The following is a 16,733-nucleotide window of genomic DNA, read 5'->3' on the forward strand; positions in this document are numbered from 1 at the left end:
TTGCGTTATTCGGCAGGGGATGCGTCGCTTTCTTCTTCAGTTGTTTCTGCAGTTTTGTAGCTCCAACCTAAAAATACGATACGTGCCGAAGAAGCAGGCGTGCCGCCATTTTGTACTTGTAGTAAACCCGCATCATAATGAGCACCACTGCCCCCTGTTGCGGTAATTGTTGAGCCACGTACGCTACCAAACAGCTCACCACTGCCCGATAGTTTCACCGTTGTCAGAGGTGCATAAATAGCTGCATATAAATTCGCAGCACCACTAAACTGCACCCCATTCACACCATTAAATGATGAGTAGAATGATAACGACGGATGACCACTGGTGGTTAAGCCTTCTTGCTCAGTAATAACTTTTGCGCCTGCGCCAATATTAACTTTTCCGGTTAATAACACCGTTAAGCTACTGTCTTTTTTAATTGTTAGGCTGGTATCCCCTTCCATCGAAAAGTCGCCATCAATCAGTAAAATAACATCACCACCAGAGACCTCCATTTTGCCGTCACTGGTCATCTTGAGTCTATCAAGTGCAAAAATATACTCTTTACTGTTACTGCCATTGGCTTGGTTTTGCGCTTTAGAGTTAAACAAGAAAACATCGGCAAGGCTTGGCAAAATTACTTGGCTACCACCGCTACTAAAAAAGCCCTTTTCAGTATTAAGTTTAAATTGTTGCGTAGGACCAATCGAAACAGAACTATAACTGCTCACTTGGTCTGTGATGTCTGTCATTTTCTCTGGCAAAATTAACGGGTCGCAACTGGTATCTGGGTTTGTAGGGTCATAATCGGGGGCAGCTGGGTCAGCAACGGTAATCGGTTCAACATTCGGGTTTACATTAAACTTACTATCACTGTAGTGCACACCATCTTGTTGATTATTGTAGGTATCTTTAAAATCACCAGAGCCACCATACATTATATCCAGCGCTTCGCCTTGGCTATTCGTAATGAATGTTGACCACTGCATTTTCGCATCCCCATTGGCTCGCACCACACCAGAAACTGTGCCGCCACGATGGGTATAATAACCTCGGGTATAGACATTACCGTCTACACGTAAACCGCTGCCAGGAGAGATATAAACACCGGTATTTGAATGGATATTACCAATAATTGGTGATGAACCATTTAAGTAGATAACCCCGGTCGCTTTTACATCACCCTTAATCGGTGAATGACCTGATAGCACCACGTCTGAATCGCCAGCAATCGTTGAAACATCACCATCATTCGACTTAGTTTCTTCGTACGTGCCTTTGCTAGAATCGTAGCTATCGATACTACCACTCCCCGACAGATTAACCCCTTTACAGCCCACCATCGCATTAGTGAAAATCGAGCTGCCTTTCGCGCCTTGTACAGCAAAACGGGCGACTAAATTACTTTGTGCATCACCATCAAATCGTTGACCAAGGCTTGCAATTTCAAGCTCACCAGCAGCATTCTTACTTAAACTGGCATTAAAAATGGCATCATCAGCAATCACACCTGAGCCCGATGCATTACTGGTTTTACTGATCAAATCTTCAACCGCTAATACACCTTCCTCATTCAAGGTTTGTTGTAATAACTTAGCTTGTTCAAACACACCTTTTTCAGCCATTAAGCGACTGTTTAATTTCTTTTGAAAGTTACCACTTAAGCGCTCTTGAACAATGTTTTCACGCAGCGAACTTAGCACCACGATGCTGGCCATACTGGTCAAGATCAACACTGTTATTAGGGTAAAACCACCTTGCTTGTTAGACACCGCCAGCTCCGTATGCTTTGACTAATATTGCATTGATTAAGGCAATATCAATGTTAATACCATTACCAAACTGCGTAGGTAAGTCATTTGGCTTCACACTCACAGTGACAAGTTCACCAGCGATACTAAAACTCAGCGTTTCGATACCTGTGAGTAACCGCTCTGAGGCAGCACCATCAAGTGAACACATTAAGTTACTGCCATTTAAGCTATAGACCTCAACCACCTGCGCTGTTGTTGCAGAGCCATCACAAGCAATCACCCCGCTAGGTTGAGTAATGGTAATCGTGCTTTTATCTGCACTGATGGTCGGTGTTAGTTGTGTTTGCTTAATGCTGCGGTTGAATACTTTGCTGGTATAACGGATCACTTCTTGCGCGTTTTCCAGCTCTTTACTCACCTCAATCGTGCTTTTAATCGCTGAGTACGACAAGCTCACTCCCGCTAATAAAAAAGCCCCGGCTGCCAATGCCACCATCAGTTCAACTAAGGTAAAACCCTGAACGCGTTTATTCATGAACATACCGCCGTTAAATCAGGAAAACTGGCATTTAGGCTAATTTGATTTTCTGCATTGTCTGTCATGCGCTTATCAACCCAAGCCACATTAATTTGCATATCATCACTGTAAGTAGCCGGGATGGTCAGTTGATAATCACTCACTTGCGGCGCGAGCGAAGCTCTAAACGTCGCATCTTGGAAAAGTGCGGTATTGGTTTTTTGAATTTCACAAATGCGCGGCCACAAACGCTCAATGGTGTTTTGACCTTGAATGAGTGACACGGTGTAATTAAAGCTATTAGTTGCATATTGCAGCGATTTTAGCTGCGCTGCCGCCAAGCCTAATAATGCGATGCCAGCGATCACCACTGAAATCATCACTTCTAATAATGAAAAGCCTGCCTGCTTATTCATGCACATCCTCGCTGTGAATTTTCTACTAACCAGTTTTGGCCACTTTTAAGCACACACATCACGTAATCTGTGGTATTTGTGTGTTCATCTTTCACTAAAATTTCAGCTTGTTTATCAACTTCGCCACTGGCACTAATGGCTAATGCGACTAAGTTGACAGTAACTCCGCTTTTAGTGACCGAAAATTCTTTTAAAACCGTGTCTACGCCCCCCTCGTTGAGGGTCACTTGCCAGCTACTATTATTAACAACCAGATTGATAGGTTTGTCGCGCTTGACCGCCTCACTACGTGCAAATTTATAAGCACTATTTAACTGATTTGCAGTAGTTACGACGCGATCTTGCAAGATTTGTTGGCTAAAAGACGGAAAAGCCACAGCTGCCATAATGCCGATAACACTCAGCACAACCATTAACTCAATTAAGGTAAACCCTGCAATTCGACGCAAATGTGTTACTCCCAGCAATCAGTAAATGAAGCGCTGTAACTACCATCATGTTTAACGGTTAAGTCTCCACAGCGATCACTTGCTTGCGCCGAGCCCGATTTAGGAGCGGCTTTTAAACTGTAGCCACGATTTTTAAAATCGCTTACAGCACCTGATACTTTATCTGTTGCTGTGTAAGTAAAGGTGTAATAGTCAGTATTTTGAGTTGCAAATGCATTTGGGTAGCCGCCATTTCGTGAATAAATACGTTCGAGGCTGGCGCTGTATTGCAGTAACTCTTGTTGAATATCAGCACGGCGACTACGTTGCATGTGCTCAGTGTATGCAGGCAGTGCTACGCTATACAGAATCCCTAAAATAGCGATCACGATAAGAATTTCTACTAATGTAAAGCCTGTTTGTTTACCCATTCCATGTGGTACTAATGCACTTTTCAACCTCAACCCCTTAATACTTTTTAACCAGCACAATATAAATGACAGCGTTGTCAGTGTCAATTTTAACCAATTTACTTTTACTCATTCGATTATACTAATAAGAAAAATAAAATTAAGAAAAAAGAACGTCTGTTTGTAAAATAGGTAAGATTATAGGATTGGTATTTATGTGTTTTAAATTTAGAAACCAATACTATTGAATGAGTATCGATGAACTCATAGTGGTACAAAACGCTACAATTCATAAATTTCAGGCACAAAAAAGCCGCACATAAGCGCGGCTTTTTTTACTTAATATTGCTATTAAGCTTCAGCGATAACGATTACTTTGATAGTAGCCGATACGTCTGAGTGTACTGCGATTGCTACGTCAAATTCGCCAGTCTCACGGATAGTACCTAGAGGTAAACGAACTTCTGATTTAGCAACTTCAACGCCAACAGCTGAAATAGCTTCAGCGATGTCGCGAGTACCGATAGAACCGAATAACTTGCCTTCGTCACCAGCTTTAGAAACTAGTGTAACTTCAGCTAATGCTTCTAACTTGTCAGCGCGAGCTTGAGCAGCAGCTAGATCTTCAGCGATCTTAGCTTCTAAATCAGCACGACGTGCTTCGAAAGTTTCGATGTTAGCTTTAGTTGCAGGAACTGCCTTACCTTGTGGGAAAAGGAAGTTACGTGCGAAGCCAGATTTAACTACAACCTGGTCACCTAGGCCACCTAGGTTTGCGATCTTGTCTAGTAGAATAACTTGCATGTCTCTACACCTTTTAAAAACTGTTAATCCGCTGCTTACTTATGTAAGTCAGTGTATGGAAGAAGGGCTAAGTAGCGAGCACGCTTGATAGCAGTTGCTAGCTGACGCTGATATTTAGCGCTAGTACCTGTGATACGGCTAGGTACGATTTTGCCACTTTCTGTAACATAGTTTCTAAGAGTAGCTAGATCTTTATAATCGATTTGTTGTACGCCTTCCGCTTTAAAGCGGCAGAACTTACGACGTCTGAAATAACGTGCCATGAGTAAAATTCCTCAAAAAATTCTTTCTATATGTTGAGCATGCAAGACCAATTGGCTTAAGCCGTTTCGGCCTTCGTGACGGTTTAAAAACCCCGTCACTTGCACTTGTTGCCCAACGTGCAATTGTTGAGTCTGTTGTTGCATTGGCGTGCCGCTGGCAACAACTTGAAGCCTGACATAACTATTACGGTTAAGGTCTGCTTCAACTTGCATCGATTTATGTTCAAGAACAAAAATACAATGCGGTATACCAGCAGGGCTTTGACTATATTTTGGGGTTTTACAAACAACCCCAGATAGTGTCAGCTGATTCATATAAGGATTAAGCGGTTGGCTCATCTTTTTGTCTCAACTGCAAGCGCCATGCTTGAACTCAAAACGATTAAGCAGCTGGTGCTTCTTTCTTCTCTTCTTTCGCAAGAGGAGATGCTTCAGTTACAGCGTCTTTAGTACGCATAACTAAGTTACGAAGCACTGCATCGTTGTAGCGGAAAGTAGTTTCTAGCTCGCTGATTACTTCAGTAGGTGCTTCAACGTTCATAAGAACATAATGAGCTTTGTGAAGCTTGTCGATTGGGTAAGCCAATTGACGACGGCCCCAGTCTTCAAGACGGTGGATAGTACCACCAGCTTCAGTGATAGAACCAGTATAACGTTCGATCATACCAGGTACTTGCTCACTCTGATCAGGGTGAACCATGAATACGATTTCGTAATGACGCATGGATATTCCTTACGGTTAATAGAGCCTTCTACCGTTTCGGCCAGTCGGTTTAAGGCAAGGAATTAAATTTAATAAGCCGAAATGAGCGCGCATTTTACGCTTAGATTGATAATTAAGCAAGATAAAACAGCAAACCAAACTAGATATTCTGCTCTAATAAAAATTTCTAAACGCTAAAAACAAAAAACCCAGCCGAGGCTGGGTTTTTGAAATTCTGAAAACTAAAATTACTTGATTTTAGCTTCTTTGAAAATCACGTGTTTACGAGCTTTAGGATCGTATTTTTTGATTTCCATTTTTTCAGGCATGTTACGCTTGTTCTTGTCGGTAGTGTAGAAAAAACCAGTACCAGCAGTTGAAACTAAACGGATCTTATCGCGCATGATTCAGTTCCTTAAACTTTTTCGCCACGAGCACGGATTTCTGTAAGAACCGCGTCGATGCCTTTTTTATCGATAATACGCATACCTTTAGTAGTAGTGCGTAGTGTTACAAAACGTTTTTCACTTTCAACCCAAAAACGGTGAGTTTGTAGGTTAGGTAGGAAACGACGTTTAGTCGCGTTTCTCGCGTGTGAACGGTGGTTACCAACCGCTGGACGCTTACCTGTAACTTGACATACTTTAGACATGTCTATATATCTCCAATAACTTCGCTCGAGCTTAATTTTCCCTTAGGCCAGTATTTGTGCCCCGGGATAAATCGAAGGGCGCTCTTTATACAGCTTATACAGGCAAAGATCAAGTAACAGATCTTATCCAATCAGCTCATGTGTAAATTTGATAGCGGCTAATTATAATGATCGAAAGCCCTTAGGGAAAGTAAAAACTGCATTTAAATTAAACTAATTTCTAAAATCAGCCTAAACTGCTCATTTTTAACACACTCTCTAAGCTATCAGGCTTTATATAAGCCCCCTTTCGGCAAACGACACACAATTTTCACCACCCACAATGATGTGATCCAGCACATTTATATCGATTAAGGCTAAAGCTTGCTGCAATTTAGTGGTGATCAATTTATCAGCCTGACTAGGCTCAGCAACTCCACTTGGGTGATTATGAGCAAGTATCAGTGCCGCAGCATTATTACGAAGTGCTGCTTTAACCACTTCGCGTGGATATACAGAAGCGGCATTTATAGTGCCGTAAAAAAGTACTTCGTCTTTAATTAGCTGGTTTTGACTATCTAAGTACAGCACCATAAATACCTCTTGCTGTAAGCCACGCAACTGAATAGTTAAATAGTCATACACAGCTTGCGGTGAATTAAATAATGCTTCGCGCTTACATTGCTCAAGCATATAGCGCCGGCTTAGTTCAAGTACCGCTTGAAGCTGTACATATTTAGCAGATCCTAAACCCTTTTGAGCGCAAAACTCTTGCTCAGATGCATTAAATAAGTCGTGCAACGTGCTGTTAATATTGAGTAGATGCTCCGCCAGCTCAATGGCATTCATACCCGGCACACCGGTACGTAAAAATATCGCTAGTAGCTCTGCATCTGAGAGTGCTTTGGCACCTTGGGCAAGTAACTTTTCCCGCGGCCTTGCTGATAAAGGTAAATCGGTTAATGGCATTGCTTCATCCTTAAAACAACTATTCCATTTATTAAACTGTACTATAAAATCCAGTTTTTGCCTGTCAGTAAAAAAGAAAACTTCATGCTATCGGTAAAGATTTGCTATCGTTAGCCCATATCGACAAAGGTTAAATTTCACGTAATGACAAAATCAGTAAATAAAAAAATCCTGCTAGGTATGAGTGGTGGTATTGCAGCCTATAAATGTGCAGAACTTGTTCGCCGTTTAAAAGATCAAGGCTGTGAAGTAAAAGTCGTCATGACCGACTCAGCAAAACACTTTATTACTCCTTTAACTATGCAAGCGGTTAGCGGTGAGATTGTTTCTGATTCATTACTCGACCCCGCAGCAGAAGCCGCAATGGGTCATATCGAATTTGCCAAATGGGCAGACCTTATTTTAGTTGCCCCTGCAACCAGCAATATTTTAGCGAAAATGGCGATGGGTATTGCGGATGACTTACTCACGACCCTACTACTCGCCACCCCAGCAAAAGTGGCGGTTGCACCTGCAATGAACCAACAAATGTATGCCCACCCTGCTACACAAGCAAATCTTGCCACACTTAGCGAACGTGGCGTGGCTATTTGGGGCCCAGGTAAAGGCGAGCAAGCCTGTGGTGATGTAGGCGCAGGGCGCATGTTAGAGCCTCATGAGTTAGTCGCGCTTTGTACACAACCTGAAGTAGAGCCATTACTTGCAGGCAAAACCATCACGATTACTGCAGGACCAACCCGAGAAGCCCTTGACCCAGTTCGCTATATCTCTAATCACAGCTCTGGCAAAATGGGCTATGCCCTTGCAGAGGCTGCGCTTGCGCTAGGTGCAAAGGTAAACCTGATTTCAGGTCCCGTGACAATTAAAGCACCTGCTAATGCCCTGCTCACTAATATAGAAAGTGCTGAGCAATTACTCGCTGCCTCAATGAAGCTAGCCGTGCAATCAGATGCATTTATCGGCTGTGCTGCAGTGGCTGATTACCGTGCAGCTGCAATTCATGAGCAAAAGATGAAAAAGCAAGGCGATGAGCTGACCCTCACTTTAGTTAAGAACCCAGACGTCATCGCTAACGTCGCTGCACTGAACGAAAATCGCCCTTATACCGTTGGCTTTGCGGCAGAAACTCAAGATGTTGCAAGCTATGCTCAAGGTAAATTAAAGAACAAAAATCTCGATATGATCTGCGCAAATGATGTATCAAAAGAAGGTCTTGGCTTTAATTCTGATCATAATGCTTTAACACTTTTCTGGCACAATGAGCAGCTAGATTTAGCAATGGGAAGTAAAAAAGATTTGGCCATGAGCGTGATGACTGAGCTTGCCAAGCGTTTGTAAAAATGCTGGAAAGAAACTGAATAAAACATTAACATAAGCCACTCATTTGCACAAAAAATGGCTTGTCTGACTCCCAACAGCGCAAGTAATAAATTATAAGAAAGGAATGGTCATGCCTGCGACAAAAAGAAGTAATCGCAAAGAGCAGATTCTGCAAGCACTCGCACAAATGTTAGAAACCAGCCCAGGTCAACGTATCACAACCGCAAAACTCGCGGCTGAGGTAGGTGTGTCTGAAGCTGCGTTATATCGTCATTTCCCGAGTAAAGCACGGATGTTTGAGGGCCTAATCGAGTTTATTGAAGATACCCTGTTATCACGCATTAACCTCATTTTAGAAAATGAGAAAGAAAGCCAAACACGTGTGTACAATATTTTACTGTTATTGTTAGCCTTCGCTGAGAAAAACCCGGGCATTACCCGCATTTTGACCGGTGATGCCTTACAAGGTGAACAAGAGCGCTTACGTGAACGTGTACAAGGCTTATTTGAAAAGCTAGAAACTCAGTTCAAGCAAGTGCTACGCGAGCGCAAACTACGCGAAGGCAAAGCATTCCAGTCAGACGAAACCACCCTAGCCAACTTCTTACTCGCCTATGTAGAAGGTAAGATGAACCAATTCGTGCGCAGCGACTTTAAAGCAAAACCAAGTGCACAATTTGAAAAACAATGGCCAGAACTACAAAAGATTTGGTTGTAGTGAGTTGCTAGGGGAAAGAGTAAAGTTAGCGAGTTGCTAGAGTAAACTTGGAGCTGTCAGCCTTCAGCCGTCAGCCGTCAGCCGTCAGCTATCAGATTGAATTCCAAACAGTTAGCGAGCTTCTAGGGGAAAGAGTAAAGTTAGCAAGCTGCTTTCTAACTTTCCCTTTTCTAACTACTACCTTTGATTCGCATTATTAATTGCTCTGATTAAGCCCGCTAACATCATTGATAATTCCTGCGTTTCTATTATCCATTTATTTGCCACCTCAGTGCTAACCTCACCAACCTGAAGCGATATATAGAGCTGTGATCTTAGCTCACCACAACTTCCTTTTGCATAGTAAAGAAAACGCACACAATCCTTTGAAGACATCCGCTCATAGCCCTCTGCTATATTCGATGAAATAGACAAGCTAGAGCGCTTAATTTGGTCTTTCAAGCAATATTCACGACTCGATTTAAAGTGTTGAAAAATTGCAATTGCTAACGTAGCAGAACGCTTCCAAACATCTAGGTTTTCAAATTTCATTTTAAATATCCTTATTTAAAACATATTTCTACTTATAGCCTAACAACTCCCATATTCCAACTCCCCTCTCACAACTTTCCCCTTTCCCCTTTCCCCTTTCCCCTCGAAACTTTCACCTAGCAACTTTCCCCTAGCAACTTTCCCCTAGCAACTTTCCCCTTCCACCTCCCCAAACACGCCACTTATCGTATCTACTCGAATTGTTTATTAAAAACGCTACACTGGGTGCGTAAATTTAAAAACAACGAGAAAGATGAATGAAAGCGCAATTATCACTTTTGAGCTTAGCCTTGGTAACAAGCCTTGGTAGTGCACAGGTTGGTGCGAAAGAAGCTCTGCAATTTAAAGACGTGTTTGATTTTAAATACGCAAAAGGCACCCAACTTTCTGAAGATGGCCAAATTCTTAGCTTTAGTGCCGACCCTTATCGCGGTAATGCACAAGGTCAGGTTTATACATTAAACAATAACACCCTGCTAACTAGCGTTGAGCGCGGTACTCGCCCAACTATTAATAAAGCAGCAAACTGGGTGGCTTTTACTCAAGTTCCAACCCTACTTGAAAAAGAAACCACCAAGAAAAAAGACGAGCTAAAAAACAACCTTGTTTTAGTAAATACTAACAATGGTGAGCAACAAACCTTTAACGATGTAAAAGACTATGCATTATCGGATGATGGTGTATGGCTTGCTTACCGACTCGATAAGAAAGCAGAAAAAGCAGATAAAAAAGACAGCGAAGAAAAAGACGAAAACAGCAGCGAAATAAAGCCAGACAAAAAAGATAAAAGCTTTGATTTAGTGCTTGTTAACCTTCAAGACAAAACCACTCACACCCTAAACAATGTATTCAGCTATGCGATTAGCAGCACCGGTGAGCAGTTATTAGCAAGCCAAAGCTACAGCTATGGTGCCGACAACCAAGTTGTATTAGTTGCGCTTAATAATGACTTTGCAACGAGTGTACTGATTGATGAGCCGGGCGTTGTGGCAAATAAAATTGCTTGGCAACCAAACAGCAATACCGCAGCGCTGTTAATTGGTAATTACGTTAATGATGACACACGCCGTCGTGACCACAGCTTACAGCTTTTACAAAACGGGGCGCTTTCAACCATTCACTCTGCAGATAGCAGCTGGACTATTGGCAAAACAGCATCGCTAAAATGGTCTGAAGATGGTGCTCGTTTATACTTTGAAAACCACCCTAAACTCGCTGCAAAAGTTGCCGCAAAAGAATACAAAGATGAAGCTTCTTTATATGATTTCGATACCATTCGCGACCAAAAGGGCCTCAACGTTTGGCACAATAAAGACGCTGAAATTAAGCCTCGCGAAGAGCAGCAATGGAACAGCACAAATAAGCTTCGTCACTACCAAGCGGTATATCATGTAAACGGTCAGCACGTTGTGCAGTTAAGCACGCCAAACATGCCTGAGGTTTCGCTTAATACTCATCGCGAAGCGCTATTAGGTTATTCAGATCTTCCATACCTAGAGCGTGTTATGTATGGCGGTTTCTACGCAGATTACTTCAGTGTTGATGTTAAAACCGGTAAACAAACCGCTATCGTCAGCGACTACCCGTTTAGACCAAGCCTTGCGCCAAATGGTCAATTTGCGGCATTTTTCCAAGACAGCCAAGTGCAACTTAAAGATTTAGGTAACAATAAGGTTTCGACCTTATCTAAAGCAATTAACGCTATTTTTGCTGATGATAAACATGACTACCCGTCACCTCAGCCGGGTTATGGTTTTGCAGGTTGGTTAAACGACAGCAGCCAAGTGCTGGTTTACAGTAAATTTGATATTTGGGCTTTTGATGTCGCAACACAAAAGGCAACACGCCTAACTCAAGGTAAAGAAAGCAATACCCAATATCGTGTTATTAAACTAGATAAAGACCAAGTGGGCTTTGCCAAAGACGAAACATTATTACTAAGCGCAACTAACCTGCAAGATAAGCAAACTGAAATTGCAAAACTCGACTTATCAAGCAATAAAGTAAGTAAAGTACTTTCGGGTAAAAAGCGCTATGATGTAGTGAAAAAGGCGAAAAATGCCGACAAATATCTCTTTACTGCACAAACATATCAGCAATTCCCTGATTACTACCAAGCTGATTTTAGCTTCAAAAAGCCACAGCGTGTTACCAACCTAAACCCACAAATTAGCAACTTTGCATGGGGTGAAAAACCTGAGCTTATTAGCTACAAAGGGTTTGATGGTGAAGATTTACAAGGCGTATTAATTAAGCCTGCGGGCTACAAAAAAGGCGATAAGGTGCCAGTGGTTGTGTACTTCTACCGCTATATGAGCCAACGCATGTATGACTTCCCGAAAATGGAATTAAATCATCGTCCTAACTTCCCGATGTTTACTTCAAATGGTTATGCGATTTTCTTACCTGATATCCGTTTTGAAATTGGTCATCCGGGCAAATCGTCAACCCAAACGATGATCAACGCCACTCAAAAGTTGATTGATTTAGGCATTGCTGATCCAGATAAAATTGGTTTACAAGGTCACTCATGGGCAGGCTACCAAAGTGCCTTTATGATCACCCAAACAGATATGTTTAAGGCTGTTGTATCAGGTGCGCCAGTATCTAACATGACCAGTGCATACAGCGGTATTCGCTTAAAATCAGGTCTTGCGCGTCAGTTCCAATACGAAACAGGGCAAAGCCGCATTGGTAAAACGTTATTCGAAGCCCCAGAGCTATACATCGAAAACTCACCAGTGTTCTTCGCCGATAAAGTGAATACCCCAATTCTGATTATGTTTGGCGACAAAGATGATGCTGTGCCATGGCACGAAGGTGTTCAATACTACCTAGCGCTTCGTCGTGCGGGTAAAGATGCCACCTTCTTACAATACGAAGGTGAACCACATCACCTGAAGAAATTCCCTAACCAAGTGGATTTCTCAGTACGCATGATGGAATATTTTGATCATTACTTAAAAGGCAAACCAGCCGCTGAGTGGATCAAAAACGGTGTACCCTTTATTGAAGAATAAGCAATAAGCTGAATTTAAGCTTACTGCACACCTCCCCCAGAGCCAGCATTTTTGCTGGCTTTATTCTATAAAATCAATCACACCATCTATTTTTTCGATTTTATCAATCGATTTAAACCCCAGTTTGTAAGTGGAAAGTTAACCAGAACATAACTATATTTCACCCAACTTCTAACTGGAGACAACACAATGTTTAAGAAATCAACTTCAGCTTTGTCTAAAGTAGCTGTTGCGGTATCACTGTTGGTGGCAACAGGCGTACAAGCTACAAACGACATCAAATCAAACCAATTCTGGTGGCCAGAGCAATTAGATCTTAGCCAACTTCGTGCCCATGGCGCAGAGTCTGATCCTATGGGTCCTTACTTTGATTACAAAAAAGAATTCTTAAAGTTAGACCTAAATGCAGTGAAAGCTGATATTGAGAAAGTATTAACTGATTCTCAAGATTGGTGGCCTGCTGACTACGGTCACTATGGTCCGTTCTTCATCCGTATGGCGTGGCACGCATCAGGTACTTACCGTACTTTTGATGGTCGTGGTGGCGCAGGCGGTGGTCAACAACGTTTCGACCCATTAAACAGCTGGCCTGATAACGCGAACCTTGATAAGGCGCGTCGTTTACTTTGGCCTATTAAACAAAAATACGGTCGCAGCATTTCTTGGGCTGACTTAATGGCGTTAACAGGTAACGTTGCACTCGAGTCAATGGGCTTCAAAACATTCGGTTATGCCGGTGGTCGTGAAGACGATTGGGAACCAGATTACGTATACTGGGGCCCTGAAGGCAAAATGTTAACTGACGAACGTCGTGACAAAAAAGGTAAACTTAAAGGCCCATTAGCGGCAGTTGAGATGGGCTTAATCTATGTAAACCCAGAAGGCCCTCACGGTAACCCTGATCCACTTCTAGCAGCAGAAGACATTCGTTTATCATTCGGCCGTATGGCAATGAACGATGAAGAAATCGTTGCGCTAATCGCCGGTGGTCACAGCTTTGGTAAAGCACACGGAGCGAAAAAAGCGACGTGTTTAGACAAAGAGCCAGCAGCAGCAGGTATTGAAGAGCAAGGTTTAGGTTGGAAAAACAAATGTGGTAAAGGTCACTCAGAAGATACCATCACTTCAGGTCTTGAAGGTGCATGGACAGTGACACCAACACGTTGGTCAATCAACTACCTACAAAACTTATTCAACTTTGAATGGGTTAAAACTAAGAGCCCTGCGGGTGCGACTCAGTGGATCCCAGAAAATGGTCAAGCGTCTAACCTAGTGCCAGATGCGCACATTAAAGGTAAGCGTCATGCGCCTATCATGTTCACAACTGATATCGCGTTAAAAGCAGATCCTGAGTTCCGTAAGATCTCACAGCGTTTCTTAAACGACCCGAAAGAGTTCGAACTGGCATTTGCTAAAGCATGGTTCAAACTAAACCACCGCGATATGGGTCCACGTGCTCGTTACCTAGGTGACTTAGTGCCAGAAGAAGTATTAATTTGGCAAGACTATATCCCTGCAGTTGACCACAAACTAGTTGATAGCAAAGATATCGCGTCACTTAAAGCTAGCATCTTAGATTCAGGTTTATCTGTATCTGAACTAGTGCGTGTTGCTTGGGCATCAGCAGCAAGCTACCGCGACACAGATATGCGTGGTGGTGCAAACGGTGCACGTATTCGCTTTGCTCCGCAAAAAGATTGGCCGGTAAACAACCCGAAAGAAGTGGCTAAAGTACTTAGCAAACTTGAGAAAATCCAAACTAAGTTCAACAAAAATGCATCTGGCGGTAAAGAAATTTCACTCGCAGATATGATTGTTCTTGGTGGTGCGGCTGCAATCGAAAAAGCAGCAAGCGACGCGGGTTTCTCTATCTCAGTACCATTTAAGCCAGGTCGTATGGACGCGTCATTAGAAATGACTGACGTTGAATCATTCGAAGTACTTGAGCCAACAGCAGATGCGTTCCGTAACTACTACAGCTCAGCATGGAAATCACCGGCTGAAATGTTAGTTGAACGTGCTGATTTACTAAGCTTATCAGTACCAGAAATGACTGCACTACTAGGTGGTATGCGTGCCCTTAACGCGAATACTGACCAAACTAAACACGGTGTATTCACGAAGAAACCTGGCACATTAAGCAACGACTTCTTCGTTAACCTATTAGATATGTCAACGAAGTGGTCTAAGTCTTCTGAGGAAGGTGTTTACGAAGGCCGTGACCGTAAGTCAGGCAAACTTAAGTGGACAGCAACACCAGTAGATTTAATCTTCGGTTCAAACTCAGAGCTACGTTCAATTGCTGAAGTGTATGCCTCTGACGATGCTAAACAGAAGTTCGTTGATGACTTCGTAGCAGCGTGGACTAAAGTAATGACGCTAGATCGTTTCGACCTACGTTAACCCATATTTTCGCAACCAACAAAGCCGCTAAGTTAGCGGCTTTTTTTATTTTCGTTGATAATTTACTCGACAAGGCAGCGGTTTACGTTAAAAATAAAACTTTATTATTATATTTATTTGGACACAGGCATTAGGGATGATTGCGCGCTTTATACTGCTTTTTGTTATCTACTCATTATGCCTTAGCATGACGACCCAAAGCCGTGCAGATAACTCCCCTATTGTTAATATCGATCAACGTAGCGTTGACCTCACTCAATTTGCTATGAGCTATTTTATTGATAGCACAGGCGCCATGTCTCTTTCGCAAGTTCAGCAGCAAAATTTTACCAACAGTCAAAACGAGCTTACTTTGGGCACTAACGCTAAAACTACGTGGTCAAAAATAGTTATAAAAAATAGCTACAGCGATACCCTACGCTTATTTGTACATAACCCTGATGCCTATCATTTAGAAGAAGTCAGCTTTTACGAAACACAATCAGCACAACTGATAAACCAATCGGTTATCCAACTTGATAAAACAGGCCCTAAAGCCAATATGTTTGGTGGCAGTGCCGTGTTTTCGTTTTATATTGCTCCTAACCAGCAAAAAACAATTTACGTAAAAAGCGTCACTTTTTCTCATCAGTGGTTTGCACTAACGATTTATGATGAAGAGCATTCAAAGCGAGCCCTTGTTGGGAATGGTAATTACATTGCGCTGCTTGTCGGGATGATGTTAGCGCTGATGATTTATAACTTCTTCTTGTATTTATCGGCCCGTAAAATCGAGAACATTGTTTACGCCCTGTATCTTATCTCTGGCACGGTGTGGGTGGCGCTGTCTTATGGTGTTGCTGCTAACTTCTTTGGTATTTTTAGTGCTGAGCTATTACAGCTCAATTCTAACTTACTGAGCATGCCAAGCTTTTTAGTAATTTTTGTAATGCTCATTTTCGAAACCAAAAAGCATTACCCTAAAGAGCATATCGCGCTGTCGATTATTTTGTTCTTACTGGTTGCTGATTTTATCTATAGCTTGTTCGATATTGTGGGGGCATTAAAACCTGCCAGTAGCTTGGCAGCTTTAATGATGACGGTGACATTTGGAGTATCTATTTCGCTGTGGCGAAAAGGTAACACACTGGCAAAATACTTTTTGCTCGGCCACTCTATGTTCGTTATTTTCAATATGCTGGCGGTGCTTTATTACAAGGGGATCAGCGACGCAAACGTGATAAATAGCCACGGTGTAGGCATAGGTATTTTGCTCGAAGCCTTAATGATGGCGTTTATTCTTTCTTATCGAATTAAGAGCCTCGAAAAAATTAAAGCACAGCAAACTGAGCTCAATCGCTTGGTCGATACAGATCCTATGACAGGCCTGTATAACCGCCGTTACTTTGACAGAAAAAGTGAGGAATTGATTGCCGCTATGGCAAGTAATCAGCAAGAGTTAACCCTACTAATTGCTGATCTCGACCACTTCAAAAACATTAACGACACATATGGTCACGATGTTGGCGATAAAGTCATTATCGCATTTGCCAACATACTCACCTCAGAGCAAGGCCTTGCTGATATAGCCTGCCGTTACGGCGGCGAAGAGTTTGTGTTATTACTCAATTGTAACCTACTTGATGCAAAACAAGTTGCCGAGCGAATTCGCCAAAAAGCTCAAGAAACCTACATCACCATTGATGAAGTACAAACCGTGCAATTTACCGTGAGTATTGGTGTACACAGCGTAGCTCATGCTTCAACAACCGTGAAAGAAACCCTCACCATTGCCGACAAAGCATTGTATAAAGCGAAAAGTAACGGCCGTAATTGTGTTGAAGTGGCTGCTTGAGGGGAAAGTTTCAAGTTTCAGAGCAACATA

At 42.4% G+C, this 16,733-nt stretch carries 18 protein-coding genes; 5 read left to right on the top strand and 13 right to left on the bottom strand.

What is annotated here, in order from left to right; all coding sequences use genetic code 11:
- Positions 1–5: 5 nt before the first annotated feature.
- The 12 genes from C2M33_RS16545 to radC form a co-directional block, all read right to left on the bottom strand.
- Positions 6–1,754: a DUF7305 domain-containing protein gene (locus tag C2M33_RS16545; protein WP_233999234.1), complete on the bottom strand. Its 1,749-nt coding sequence runs from the start codon at positions 1,752–1,754 to the stop codon at positions 6–8.
- A complete protein-coding gene (locus tag C2M33_RS16550) occupies positions 1,747–2,271 on the bottom strand; it encodes a prepilin-type N-terminal cleavage/methylation domain-containing protein (protein ID WP_105174938.1) in 525 nt (174 codons plus the stop codon). The genes C2M33_RS16545 and C2M33_RS16550 overlap by 8 nt, the downstream gene beginning before the upstream one ends.
- The gene (locus tag C2M33_RS16555) at positions 2,268–2,669 is read right to left on the bottom strand and encodes a type IV pilus modification PilV family protein (protein ID WP_063699823.1); all 402 of its coding nucleotides are present in this window, start codon (positions 2,667–2,669) and stop codon (positions 2,268–2,270) included. The genes C2M33_RS16550 and C2M33_RS16555 overlap by 4 nt, the downstream gene beginning before the upstream one ends.
- Positions 2,666–3,118: a GspH/FimT family pseudopilin gene (locus C2M33_RS16560; RefSeq protein WP_082873944.1), complete on the bottom strand. Its 453-nt coding sequence runs from the start codon at positions 3,116–3,118 to the stop codon at positions 2,666–2,668. Before C2M33_RS16560 ends, C2M33_RS16555 begins: the two co-directional genes overlap by 4 nt.
- Positions 3,119–3,123: 5 nt before the next feature.
- The gene (locus C2M33_RS16565; protein WP_325050858.1) at positions 3,124–3,555 is read right to left on the bottom strand and encodes a type IV pilin protein; all 432 of its coding nucleotides are present in this window, start codon (positions 3,553–3,555) and stop codon (positions 3,124–3,126) included.
- A 303-nt stretch (positions 3,556–3,858) separates the two neighbouring features.
- On the bottom strand, positions 3,859–4,311 hold the full coding sequence (gene rplI / locus C2M33_RS16570) for a 50S ribosomal protein L9 (protein ID WP_054554192.1): 453 nt from the start codon (positions 4,309–4,311) through the stop codon (positions 3,859–3,861).
- Between the two features lie 35 nt (positions 4,312–4,346).
- The gene (rpsR, locus tag C2M33_RS16575) at positions 4,347–4,574 is read right to left on the bottom strand and encodes a 30S ribosomal protein S18 (protein ID WP_002962753.1); all 228 of its coding nucleotides are present in this window, start codon (positions 4,572–4,574) and stop codon (positions 4,347–4,349) included.
- A 12-nt stretch (positions 4,575–4,586) separates the two neighbouring features.
- Positions 4,587–4,889, bottom strand: coding sequence for a primosomal replication protein N (gene priB, locus C2M33_RS16580; RefSeq protein ID WP_036973732.1), 303 nt, complete (start codon positions 4,887–4,889; stop codon positions 4,587–4,589).
- A 67-nt stretch (positions 4,890–4,956) separates the two neighbouring features.
- Positions 4,957–5,298, bottom strand: a complete 342-nt coding sequence (gene rpsF, locus C2M33_RS16585; RefSeq protein WP_036973113.1) for a 30S ribosomal protein S6 — start codon at positions 5,296–5,298, stop codon at positions 4,957–4,959.
- Between the two features lie 227 nt (positions 5,299–5,525).
- Positions 5,526–5,681 carry a 50S ribosomal protein L33 gene (gene rpmG / locus C2M33_RS16590; RefSeq protein WP_022946036.1) on the bottom strand — a complete coding sequence of 52 codons (156 nt, stop codon included), beginning with the start codon at positions 5,679–5,681 and terminating at the stop codon, positions 5,526–5,528.
- An 11-nt stretch (positions 5,682–5,692) separates the two neighbouring features.
- The gene (rpmB, locus tag C2M33_RS16595) at positions 5,693–5,929 is read right to left on the bottom strand and encodes a 50S ribosomal protein L28 (protein WP_036973115.1); all 237 of its coding nucleotides are present in this window, start codon (positions 5,927–5,929) and stop codon (positions 5,693–5,695) included.
- 273 nt (positions 5,930–6,202) lie between these two features.
- The gene (gene radC / locus C2M33_RS16600; RefSeq protein WP_105174939.1) at positions 6,203–6,877 is read right to left on the bottom strand and encodes a RadC family protein; all 675 of its coding nucleotides are present in this window, start codon (positions 6,875–6,877) and stop codon (positions 6,203–6,205) included.
- A 144-nt stretch (positions 6,878–7,021) separates the two neighbouring features.
- Here radC and coaBC point away from each other — a divergent pair, with 144 nt between their 5' ends.
- Positions 7,022–8,215 carry a bifunctional phosphopantothenoylcysteine decarboxylase/phosphopantothenate--cysteine ligase CoaBC gene (gene coaBC, locus C2M33_RS16605; RefSeq protein WP_063699829.1) on the top strand — a complete coding sequence of 398 codons (1,194 nt, stop codon included), beginning with the start codon at positions 7,022–7,024 and terminating at the stop codon, positions 8,213–8,215.
- Positions 8,216–8,327: 112 nt separating this feature from the next.
- Positions 8,328–8,915 (top strand): nucleoid occlusion factor SlmA, encoded by a 588-nt coding sequence (gene slmA, locus C2M33_RS16610; RefSeq protein ID WP_063699831.1) that lies wholly within the window; start codon positions 8,328–8,330, stop codon positions 8,913–8,915.
- A 177-nt stretch (positions 8,916–9,092) separates the two neighbouring features.
- On the opposite strand, the gene C2M33_RS16615 is transcribed toward slmA, so the two are convergent.
- Positions 9,093–9,446 carry a four helix bundle protein gene (locus C2M33_RS16615; RefSeq protein WP_063699841.1) on the bottom strand — a complete coding sequence of 118 codons (354 nt, stop codon included), beginning with the start codon at positions 9,444–9,446 and terminating at the stop codon, positions 9,093–9,095.
- Positions 9,447–9,703: 257 nt separating this feature from the next.
- Between C2M33_RS16615 and C2M33_RS16620 the strand changes: the two genes are divergently transcribed.
- The 3 genes from C2M33_RS16620 (at position 9,704) to C2M33_RS16630 (ending at position 16,703) form a co-directional block, all read left to right on the top strand.
- Entirely contained in the window at positions 9,704–12,466 is a 2,763-nt protein-coding gene (locus tag C2M33_RS16620; protein ID WP_105174940.1) for a S9 family peptidase, read from the top strand.
- Between the two features lie 189 nt (positions 12,467–12,655).
- A complete protein-coding gene (gene katG / locus C2M33_RS16625) occupies positions 12,656–14,869 on the top strand; it encodes a catalase/peroxidase HPI (RefSeq protein ID WP_063699846.1) in 2,214 nt (737 codons plus the stop codon).
- Positions 14,870–15,056: 187 nt separating this feature from the next.
- Entirely contained in the window at positions 15,057–16,703 is a 1,647-nt protein-coding gene (locus C2M33_RS16630) for a diguanylate cyclase (protein WP_233999236.1), read from the top strand.
- Positions 16,704–16,733 lie beyond the last annotated feature (30 nt).

This window comes from Pseudoalteromonas sp. T1lg122 (assembly GCF_002964825.1).
GTDB lineage: Bacteria > Pseudomonadota > Gammaproteobacteria > Enterobacterales > Alteromonadaceae > Pseudoalteromonas > Pseudoalteromonas gelatinilytica.